Raw genomic sequence first — 9,421 nt, 5'->3', positions numbered from 1 at the left:
GGTTAAGCTACCTACTTCTTTTGCAACCCACTCCCATGGTGTGACGGGCGGTGTGTACAAGGCCCGGGAACGTATTCACCGTGGCATTCTGATCCACGATTACTAGCGATTCCGACTTCACGGAGTCGAGTTGCAGACTCCGATCCGGACTACGACGCACTTTATGAGGTCCGCTTGCTCTCGCGAGGTCGCTTCTCTTTGTATGCGCCATTGTAGCACGTGTGTAGCCCTACTCGTAAGGGCCATGATGACTTGACGTCATCCCCACCTTCCTCCGGTTTATCACCGGCAGTCTCCTTTGAGTTCCCGACCGAATCGCTGGCAACAAAGGATAAGGGTTGCGCTCGTTGCGGGACTTAACCCAACATTTCACAACACGAGCTGACGACAGCCATGCAGCACCTGTCTCAGAGTTCCCGAAGGCACCAAAGCATCTCTGCTAAGTTCTCTGGATGTCAAGAGTAGGTAAGGTTCTTCGCGTTGCATCGAATTAAACCACATGCTCCACCGCTTGTGCGGGCCCCCGTCAATTCATTTGAGTTTTAACCTTGCGGCCGTACTCCCCAGGCGGTCGACTTAACGCGTTAGCTCCGGAAGCCACTCCTCAAGGGAACAACCTCCAAGTCGACATCGTTTACGGCGTGGACTACCAGGGTATCTAATCCTGTTTGCTCCCCACGCTTTCGCACCTGAGCGTCAGTCTTCGTCCAGGGGGCCGCCTTCGCCACCGGTATTCCTCCAGATCTCTACGCATTTCACCGCTACACCTGGAATTCTACCCCCCTCTACGAGACTCAAGCCTGCCAGTTTCAAATGCAGTTCCCAGGTTAAGCCCGGGGATTTCACATCTGACTTAACAGACCGCCTGCGTGCGCTTTACGCCCAGTAATTCCGATTAACGCTTGCACCCTCCGTATTACCGCGGCTGCTGGCACGGAGTTAGCCGGTGCTTCTTCTGCGGGTAACGTCAATCACTGCGGTTATTAACCACAATGCCTTCCTCCCCGCTGAAAGTACTTTACAACCCGAAGGCCTTCTTCATACACGCGGCATGGCTGCATCAGGCTTGCGCCCATTGTGCAATATTCCCCACTGCTGCCTCCCGTAGGAGTCTGGACCGTGTCTCAGTTCCAGTGTGGCTGGTCATCCTCTCAGACCAGCTAGGGATCGTCGCCTAGGTGGGCCGTTACCCCGCCTACTAGCTAATCCCATCTGGGTTCATCCGATAGTGAGAGGCCCGAAGGTCCCCCTCTTTGGTCTTGCGACGTTATGCGGTATTAGCCACCGTTTCCAGTGGTTATCCCCCTCTATCGGGCAGATCCCCAGACATTACTCACCCGTCCGCCACTCGTCACCCGAGAGCAAGCTCTCTGTGCTACCGTCCGACTTGCATGTGTTAGGCCTGCCGCCAGCGTTCAATCTGAGCCATGATCAAACTCTTCAATTTAAGTTTGATTTGCTGAAACCAGTTCAGCGGTGCTCATCTGTAAAACGTCATAATGAATTTCATTATGTGTTCACTCGTGAGACTTGATATTTTTTACGTCCGGAGACGCTGATATCAATCCTGCGAGTGCCCACACAGATTGTCTGATAAATTGTTAAAGAGCAGTGCGAACAGCGGGTTAACCGTCTGTCGCGAGGTGGCGTATATTACGCTTTCCTCCTTCAGAGTCAACCTCTTTTTCAGAAGTTTTTCTCCGGCGGTTCAGTTTCCCGAACCTCTCAACACCGCATTCCGTAAGCCGTTGTGCCGTGTCGATGGAGGCGCATTATAGGGCGTTCGCGCGGCCTGACAAGGGTTAATTGCAAAAATATTACTGTTCGTCTCAAATTTCGCCAGATCGCGTTATTTCAGTACGATTTGCCTGGTAACTGTGCAAAATCCCTGGCAAAACGCTGTACCTGCTGCCAGTCGGTATATTCCACTTCTTTCGTCGCATCAGTTTCCCCCCCGGTCATGCGCATTATTAACTGAATCATGATCCGGTCAAACCAGCGATAGCGGGGATAATAGAGCGCACCAGCGAAAACAGCACAGCAATCAGGCTGCCAGGGCGACTGCGTTAAGAACTTGACGGTATAACCATTCGTTTCGGGCGTACGCTTCTCTGGCTTGCGCGCCGTCAGGTTAACGGAGAAGAAACCGCTTACGCGCTGCTGCAACGCAGCCAGATTATGCTTCACAAATTCACTTACCACTGGCTGGAAATGGCCATAGCGGATTGAAGCACCAATCAACACCCGATCGTACTGTTGCCAGTCAATGGCCTTTGCATCCTGGATATTGATGACATCGCAAGATTGCTGCCCCTTGATCTTATCTGCGATAGCAGAAGCTATTTTTTGCGTTTGACCATCACGGGTCGAAAAGAGAATTAACGCTTTCATCATCTGCATCCTTATTAGTTATTCTCGCCAGAAGGTCGGCGTGAATAACACCAGCAATGTGAATACCTCAAGGCGACCAAACAGCATAGTAGAAATCAAAATCCACTTTGCTACATCGTTCATAGAGGTGAAGTTATCAGCGACCACGCCCAGACCCGGGCCAAGATTGTTTAATGTCGCGGCGACCGCAGCAAATGCAGAGAAATCATCAACGCCGGTGGCAATAATCGCCAACATGCTAATCAGGAACACCAACGCGTATGCCGAAAAGAATCCCCATACGGCTTCAAGGATACGTTCCGGCAGTGCGCGATTGCCCAGTTTAATGGTGTAGACCGCATTGGGATGGACAAGGCGCTTAAGTTCGCGATTACCCTGTTTGCACAGCAGCAGAATACGAATCACTTTTAAACCGCCGCCCGTAGAACCCGCACAGCCACCAATAAATGCAGAACACAACAGCAACACCGGTAGAAACAGCGGCCAGCGCGCAATACTGTCTGTGGTGAATCCCGCAGTGGTTGCCATGGATACGACCTGGAAAAAGGCCTGGTTCAGCGTTTGCCAGCCACTGTCATACACATTGTGGAGCCACAAGACGATGGTGCAAATCAGCACCAGCGTCAGTTGCACCCCGATAAACATACGGAACTCAGGATCGCGCCAGTAAGCCCGCAGGCTGCGGTTACTGAGTAATGAGAAATGTAGGCCGTAGTTACAACCGGAGATCAGCAGGAACACCGCCACGATGGTGTTGATCGTTCCACTCTGGAAATAGCCGATACTGGCATCGTGCGTTGAAAAACCGCCAATGGCGATAGTAGAAAAACTGTGGCCGATTGCATCAAAGGCAGGCATCCCGGCAAACCACAGGGCCAGCGCACAGGCGACTGTCAGTAAAACATAGATGAGCCAGAGCGTCTTGGCCGTTTCCGCAATGCGCGGGCGCATTTTGTTGTCTTTCAACGGGCCAGGCATTTCAGCACGATACAACTGCATGCCACCGACGCCCAGAATCGGCAGGATAGCCACGGCCAGCACAATGATCCCCATGCCGCCAAGCCACTGCAACATCTGGCGATAAAACAAGATGGCCTTGGGCAAGGAGTCCAGCCCCACCAGCGTGGTCGCGCCCGTGGTGGTCAGGCCGGAAAAGGATTCAAAAAAGGCGTCCGTAACGGAAAGATGCGGCTGCTCGGCGAAGATAAACGGCATGGCACCGACGCTGCCCAGCACGGTCCAGAACAGCACAACAATCAGGAAGCCTTCCCGGGGTTTCAACTCCGTTTTCTTCTTACGATTCGGCCACCACAGTAACGAACCGATCACCAACGCCATCATAAAAGTCTGGCTGAAGGCTCGTCCGGCACCGTCACGATAAATCAGCGCAACAAGGCCGGGTAAAATCATCGTTACCGAGAAGAGGATCACCAACAGACCGACAATGCGGGTAATGGCGCGAAAGTGCATTAAGCCGTTCCTTTAATCAAAGAGAAGAACATCATGGTGTAAGCGGAAGAAGCGTTAACGCACCCCGGCTGAAGTCTGACAGATTTTGCTTGAATCCATCAATTTGTCCATAAGGCAGCGCCAGTGTCAGAAAGATACGCTCAAGATACTCACTTTCTGTGATGCTGCCTTCAAAGCGTTGCACCAAACGCTCAATATCACTCAACTGGCCGTAATCACATTGCAGGGTAAACTGCTTTACCGGCACTTTCCGCTGACGCGCCAGCTGTTTTAATCCTTGCTGAACGCCGCCACCATACGCTTTCACCAGGCCGCCCGTGCCTAACATGATGCCGCCGTAGTAACGCACAACCACTGCGGTAATTTCTCCGATATCGGCACCCATTAACTGCGCCAGCATGGGTTTACCTGCCGTACCGGAAGGCTCACCATCATCGGAAAAGCCCAACTGCTGTGAGTCGTTGGGCGCACCCGCGACCCAGGCCCAGCAATGATGGCGGGCAGTGGGATGATCCTGCTTTACCTGCTGGACAAAAGCACGCGCCGCTTCCACGCCACAGGTGTGAGCCAGCAGCGTAATAAACCGGCTCTTCTTGATCGTCTCTTCACTGACGCTCAGCGCCTGAGCAGGAATATCAAAAGCCTCCATCAGGCAAGGTGCAGGTCGCGCGTCATGTTTTCGACGCGGTTCGCATGGATAATCACGTTGTCCTCAATGCGGATACCGCCATAAGGCTTAAGCGCATCCAGTGCCTGCCAGTTAAAATGCGAACTGAATTTACCTGCACGCAACAGGGCCAGCAGCGAATCAATAATATAGAAGCCGGGTTCAATGGTTAACACCATTCCCGGCTGGATCACCCGGGTACAGCGTAGGTAAGGATATTGCGCAGGTGCAGCAAGATGTGTACCGCTTTCATCCTCCATAAAGCCGGCGACGTCATGCACCTGCAAACCCAGCGGATGACCTAAACCGTGCGGCATAAAAGGGCCCGTCAGATCGTCGGCGACCAATGCCTCTTCACTTATACCGTGGACCAAATCAAACGTCGTCAGCAATTTCGCAATACGCTGATGCATTTGCAGATGATAATCGGTGTAGCGCACGCCCGCTTTCAGCGTGGCAATCAAAGCCAGCTCTTCCGCGTTCATCGCCTCAACCATTTTGGCATACAGCGTTCCGCTTTGTGCGGCATAACTGCGGGTCAGGTCGGCGGCATAACCTTGATATTCCGCGCCGGCATCAATCAGGAAACTGTAGCGTTTAGCTGGCGGTTGATGATCCAGTTTGGTGTAGTGGAGCACGGCGGCATGTTCATTCAGAGCGATGATATTGCCATAGGGCACATCGGTATCCCGATGCCCGGTTGCCGTCAGGTAAGCCTGATTGATATCGAACTCACTCAGGCCAGCTGAAAAGGCCTCTTTCGCTGCACGATGCCCGGCCACGGCAATTTTTTGCGCCTGACGCATACAGCTGAGTTCGTAGTCGGTTTTAATACTGCGGTGATAATGCAGGAAATCGATCACCCCTTTTGGATTGATATTCCCCGCGTTGATACCCAGCTGTGCCGCGCGTTCGGGCACCGGGCCAATATAGGCCACGTTTTCACGCTGGGCAGGAAGGAGATCGCCAACAGCATTCGCGTTTGCCAGGCCGACAATCTCAATATCATCGGTCCAGAAACTGTGCGGGAGAGGTTCAACGTTGTGCCAGTAGTCCACGGGCGAATAAAACCACAATCTCGGTTTGTTCACGCCATCAATCCACAACCAACAGTTTGGTACCTGTGTCACGGGCACCCAGGACTTAAATTGCGGGTTAACCTTAAACGGATAGGTATGATCATCCAGAAACACGGTGAGCAACTCGCCAGAATGGATCAGCATTGCATCCAGTTTATGACGTGCTAATACCTGCTGAGCACGTTGTTGCAAGGTAGTGATATGCGCGTGATACAAGCTTTTCAATGAATCCATTGCCGCCTCTCCAGTATCCAGAAAAGCCGCAGTTTATCACAGCCGAAATGCGGATGCCGGGTTCAGCGCAGCTGTGATCTTGTTAGCAAATAAACAAAGACTTGTTTGCAAAATATTAACATCACTCCCAAACTCACGATCATCTGGTATGACCAGATCACCTTTCGCGGTTTCAGGAGACGTACATGCTCTACCAAGGCGCTAACCTCACTCTTAACCAGTTGGATGATGGCATCGTCGAGCTGGTGTTTGATGCCCCCGGCTCCGTTAATAAGCTGGATACACAAACCGTCGCCAGCCTCGGCGAAGCGATTGCCGTGCTGGAGCAACATGCCGATCTGCGCGGCGTGCTGCTAAGTTCAGCCAAACCCGCCTTTATCGTGGGAGCTGACATTACCGAATTTCTGGCGCTTTTTGATGCGCCAACGGAAAAGCTGAGCCAATGGCTGACCTTCGCCAACAGCATTTTTAATCGCCTGGAAGATTTGCCGGTTCCCACCATCGCCGCGATCGATGGCTACGCGCTGGGCGGTGGCTGTGAATGCGTTTTAGCAACCGATTTGCGGGTTGCCACACCAACCGCCCGCTTAGGCTTACCCGAAACCAGGTTGGGTATTATGCCGGGCTTTGGCGGCAGTGTTCGCTTACCTCGCCTGTTAGGCGCTGACAGCGCGCTGGAAATCATTGCGGCAGGTAAAGACATTGACGGTTTAGCCGCACTGAAGCTTGGCCTGGTCGATGCGGTTGTCAGCCCTGATAAACTGCGCGATGCCGCGCTGACGATGCTTAAAGCGGCAGCCAGTGATGGCAGCTGGCGGGCACGTCGCGCCCCTAAATTAGCCCCGTTAAAGCTGAGCCCTGTCGAGGCCGCAATGAGCTTTACGATCGCTAAAGGCATGGTCATGCAAACGGCCGGAAAACATTATCCCGCGCCGATCACTGCCGTTAAGACGATTGAAGCCGCAGCCGCATTAGGCCGTGACGATGCGTTAAAACTCGAAACGGCAGCGTTTGTTCCTCTGGCACAGTCTGACGTGGCCCGCGCGCTCGTGGGCATTTTCCTCAACGATCAGTACATCAAGGGCCTGGCCAAAAAACGCAGCAGTGAAAGCGGCGCGCCAAAACAGGCAGCCGTGCTGGGCGCCGGTATTATGGGTGGCGGCATCAGCTATCAGTCGGCGTGGAAAGGCGTGCCGGTCAAGATGAAGGATATTAATCCGCAGGCGCTTACCCTTGGCATGAATGAAGCCAGTAAGCTTCTGAACAAACAACTGGAACGAGGCAAGATAGACGGGAATAAGCTGGCCGCCGTCATTGCAACCATCCAGCCCACGCTGGATTATTCCGGGTTTGATCAGGCCGATGTTGTGGTTGAAGCCGTGGTGGAAAACCCGCAGATCAAAGCCAGTGTGTTAGCGGAGACTGAGAAACACATGCGTGCCGATGCTATCCTGGCGTCGAATACCTCTACAATTCCCATCAGCCAGCTGGCCCAGGCGCTGCAACGTCCTGAAAACTTTTGTGGGATGCACTTCTTCAATCCGGTCCCTCGTATGCCACTGGTAGAAGTGGTTCGCGGTGAGAAAACCAGCGAAGCCACCCTGGGGAAAGTTGTGGCATGGGCCAGTAAAATGGGCAAAACCCCCATCGTGGTCAATGACTGTCCGGGCTTCTTCGTTAACCGTGTCCTGTTCCCTTATTTTGCTGCCTTCGGCATGTTGCTACGAGACGGCGCGGATTTCCGTCAGATCGATAAAGTGATGGAAAAGCAGTTTGGCTGGCCGATGGGGCCTTCCTGGCTGCTGGACGTGGTGGGGATTGATACAGCACATCATGCGCAAAGCGTGATGGCGGATGGTTTCCCACAGCGAATGAAAAAGGATTATCGCGATGCTATCGATATTCTGTTTGAAGCAAAACGCTTTGGTCAGAAAAACGGTAAAGGCTTCTGGCGTTGGGAAGAAGACAAAAAAGGGAAGCCCAAAAAAGTGCCTGATGCTGAGGTAGATGCCTTGCTTGAACCTGCCTGTCAGCCAAAGCGGATATTTAGTGACGAAGAGATTATGAACCGCATGATGCTGCCGATGCTGAATGAAGTTGTCCGCTGCCTTGAAGAGAAAATCATTGCCTCCCCTGCCGAGGCGGACATGGCGCTGGTATATGGTCTGGGATTCCCACCATTCCGTGGAGGGGCTTTCCGTTATCTCGATACGCTGGGTAACAGTAACGTCGTGGACCAGGCGAAACGCTATACGGCACTGGGCGGTCTGTATGCGCTACCGGCCCTTTTGTCCGAAAAAGCGCGCCACCATGAAAGCTGGTATCCCGCCGTCAAACCGATTGATGAAGCCGCGTTCAGAAGCGCCTGAGGGAATAAAAATGGAAAATGTAGTCATTATTGACGCGGTGCGTACACCAATGGGTCGTTCCAAAGGCGGCGCTTTCCGCCACGTGCGTGCTGAAGACCTGTCTGCGCATGTTATGCGGGCGCTGCTAAGCCGCCAGCCGGCGGTCAATGCAGCAACGCTGGATGACGTTGTCTGGGGCTGCGTACAGCAAACGCTGGAGCAAGGTTTCAATATTGCCCGCAACGCCGCGCTGTTGGCAGAAATCCCGCATGTCGTCCCGGCTACGACAGTCAATCGCCTGTGTGGCTCGTCAATGCAGGCGTTACACGATGCCGCCCGCGCCATTATGGTCGGTGATGCTCATGCCTGTCTGATCGGCGGTGTCGAACACATGGGACATGTCCCCATGAGCCACGGCGTTGATTTTCATCCCGGCTTAGGGCGCACTGTTGCGAAAGCGGCAGGGATGATGGGATTAACCGCAGAGATGCTGGCGCGCATGCACCACATTAGTCGCGAGCAGCAGGATGCATTCGCTTTGCGCTCCCATCAACGTGCCTGGCAGGCGACACAGCGCGGCGATTTCGCAAATGAAATTGTTGCGATACACGGCCACGACGCCGACGGCGTGCTGAAACGCTACGACTTCGACGAAGTGATCCGTGAAGATACCAGCCTGGAAGGGCTTGCGGCACTGCGACCTGCATTTGATCCCGTGACCGGGACGGTCACTGCAGGCACATCCTCAGCCCTGTCGGATGGGGCTGCCGCCATGCTGATTATGAGTGAAAGCCGGGCACGGGAACTGGGCCTGAAACCACGCGCCCGTATTAAAAGTATGGCGGTGGTGGGCTGCGATCCCTCGATCATGGGTTACGGTCCGGTACCTGCCAGCAAGCTGGCTTTGAAGCGCGCGGGGCTGAGCGTGAACGACATTGACATCTTCGAGCTTAACGAAGCCTTTGCCGCGCAGGTTCTGCCCTGCATTAAGGATTTGGGCCTGTCAGACAAACTGGATGAGAAGGTCAACTTAAATGGCGGTGCTATTGCGTTGGGCCACCCGCTGGGCTGCTCAGGCGCACGCATCAGTACGACGTTGCTGAACATTATGGAACGCCGCGATGCGCAGTTTGGCCTGGCATCAATGTGCATTGGCCTGGGTCAGGGCATCGCCACCGTGATTGAGCGCGTTTGATACGTTGGGACGTTATTATGGGATTGACCCGCCTGTC

General features: G+C 53.8%; 6 protein-coding genes and 1 rRNA gene. 2 read left to right on the top strand and 5 right to left on the bottom strand.

Annotated elements, in window-relative coordinates:
* The 5 genes from CMR03_RS24905 to pepQ all read right to left on the bottom strand — a co-directional run.
* Positions 1 to 1,447 (bottom strand): 16S ribosomal RNA (locus CMR03_RS24905); the annotation flags it as partial.
* A gap of 407 nt (positions 1,448 to 1,854) precedes the next feature.
* On the bottom strand, positions 1,855 to 2,391 hold the full coding sequence (gene hemG / locus CMR03_RS24900; protein ID WP_096012953.1) for a menaquinone-dependent protoporphyrinogen IX dehydrogenase: 537 nt from the start codon (positions 2,389 to 2,391) through the stop codon (positions 1,855 to 1,857).
* 18 nt (positions 2,392 to 2,409) lie between these two features.
* Positions 2,410 to 3,861, bottom strand: a complete 1,452-nt coding sequence (gene trkH / locus CMR03_RS24895) for a Trk system potassium transporter TrkH (protein ID WP_063877935.1) — start codon at positions 3,859 to 3,861, stop codon at positions 2,410 to 2,412.
* 31 nt (positions 3,862 to 3,892) lie between these two features.
* Positions 3,893 to 4,510, bottom strand: coding sequence for an IMPACT family protein (locus CMR03_RS24890; protein WP_096012952.1), 618 nt, complete (start codon positions 4,508 to 4,510; stop codon positions 3,893 to 3,895).
* Complete coding sequence (gene pepQ, locus CMR03_RS24885; RefSeq protein ID WP_096012951.1) at positions 4,510 to 5,841, bottom strand: Xaa-Pro dipeptidase; 1,332 nt, start codon at positions 5,839 to 5,841, stop codon at positions 4,510 to 4,512. Before pepQ ends, CMR03_RS24890 begins: the two co-directional genes overlap by 1 nt.
* Before the next feature lie 185 nt (positions 5,842 to 6,026).
* Between pepQ and fadB the strand changes: the two genes are divergently transcribed.
* Both fadB and fadA read left to right on the top strand, forming a co-directional pair.
* Complete coding sequence (fadB, locus tag CMR03_RS24880) at positions 6,027 to 8,210, top strand: fatty acid oxidation complex subunit alpha FadB (protein WP_096012950.1); 2,184 nt, start codon at positions 6,027 to 6,029, stop codon at positions 8,208 to 8,210.
* Between the two features lie 10 nt (positions 8,211 to 8,220).
* The gene (fadA, locus tag CMR03_RS24875; RefSeq protein ID WP_063877931.1) at positions 8,221 to 9,384 is read left to right on the top strand and encodes an acetyl-CoA C-acyltransferase FadA; all 1,164 of its coding nucleotides are present in this window, start codon (positions 8,221 to 8,223) and stop codon (positions 9,382 to 9,384) included.
* Positions 9,385 to 9,421: the final 37 nt, after the last annotated feature.

Source organism: Pantoea allii (assembly GCF_002307475.1).
Lineage (GTDB): Bacteria > Pseudomonadota > Gammaproteobacteria > Enterobacterales > Enterobacteriaceae > Pantoea > Pantoea allii.
Note: the sequence above shows the minus strand (reverse complement) of the source record. Positions and strands in the feature narration are given on the sequence as shown.

Excerpts from the sequence above, each read along its gene's own strand:
- pepQ (WP_096012951.1), bottom strand. The coding sequence starts at position 5,841 with ATGGATTCATTGAAAAGCTTGTATCACGCGCATATCACTACCTTGCAA.
- trkH (WP_063877935.1), bottom strand. The coding sequence starts at position 3,861 with ATGCACTTTCGCGCCATTACCCGCATTGTCGGTCTGTTGGTGATCCTC.
- hemG (WP_096012953.1), bottom strand. The coding sequence starts at position 2,391 with ATGAAAGCGTTAATTCTCTTTTCGACCCGTGATGGTCAAACGCAAAAA.
- CMR03_RS24890 (WP_096012952.1), bottom strand. The coding sequence starts at position 4,510 with ATGGAGGCTTTTGATATTCCTGCTCAGGCGCTGAGCGTCAGTGAAGAG.
- fadB (WP_096012950.1), top strand. The coding sequence starts at position 6,027 with ATGCTCTACCAAGGCGCTAACCTCACTCTTAACCAGTTGGATGATGGC.
- fadA (WP_063877931.1), top strand. The coding sequence starts at position 8,221 with ATGGAAAATGTAGTCATTATTGACGCGGTGCGTACACCAATGGGTCGT.